1 protein-coding gene is annotated in these 768 nt (G+C 42.2%); it reads right to left on the minus strand.

The window, feature by feature from the left end; translation table 11 throughout:
* A partial coding sequence (locus tag EST42_RS08555) for an IS1380 family transposase (protein ID WP_134645042.1) occupies positions 1–768 on the minus strand: 768 nt, incomplete at both ends.

Below are 768 nucleotides of genomic sequence, written 5' to 3' on the forward strand. Positions count from 1 at the left end.
CACATGCGCGCTTTGTTGGCGAAAAATGAACTGCTATCGGTTTTACCGAAGGCAAATTCACCTTTAAGTTCGCGAATAATATCTTCAATCGCCGCACGCTTGCGGTAAACACGGACGATGTCTTTTTGTGGAAGACTTAGGTTAGTGACGATGAACTGTGTACCGCCATGTTCATCATTTAAAACGATAACACGACGTGTTTTGTCCCATGAGGCGGCTTGATACTCAAATTCATCGGTTGTCAACTGACCTTCAATCGTCAAAAGATTGTCGAGATTAACATATCGTCCATCAAGTGCCATACGCTTCAATCGGGGATTTGACTGCAATCGGATGGTATAAAAAATATTGTTGCCTTCTAACGTTTCCATCAAGTCTGGTGTGGCGAAGCCACTGTCACCACGCGAAATAATTGTCTGATGTTGAGCGGATAGACTAGTTGACAGATACCCTTGCACAAATTCAGTTGCACTATTATCGGTATAGGTATTGCCACTTCGCAACGATACCTGACGCACGGTTCCAGTTAAAGCATCAGTCATGATAAGCGGATGGTAACCGACGTTCAAGTAGTGATAATTAAAACCAATTTCTTCTTGATGACCAAAGGTCCTAAAGTAGGTTGAATCCAAATCTAGTACCAGTTCAGTGTTGGCTGATCTTTCATCAATTAAAGAGACAATACGACGATTTAAGGCTTGTAGCTCATCAATGTCTTCGTTCGTGAGATGTGATAGAAATCTGGAAATAGTTGGTTGAGATGCCATG

The organism is Weissella cibaria (assembly GCF_004521965.1).
Classification (GTDB): Bacteria; Bacillota; Bacilli; order Lactobacillales; family Lactobacillaceae; genus Weissella; species Weissella cibaria_A.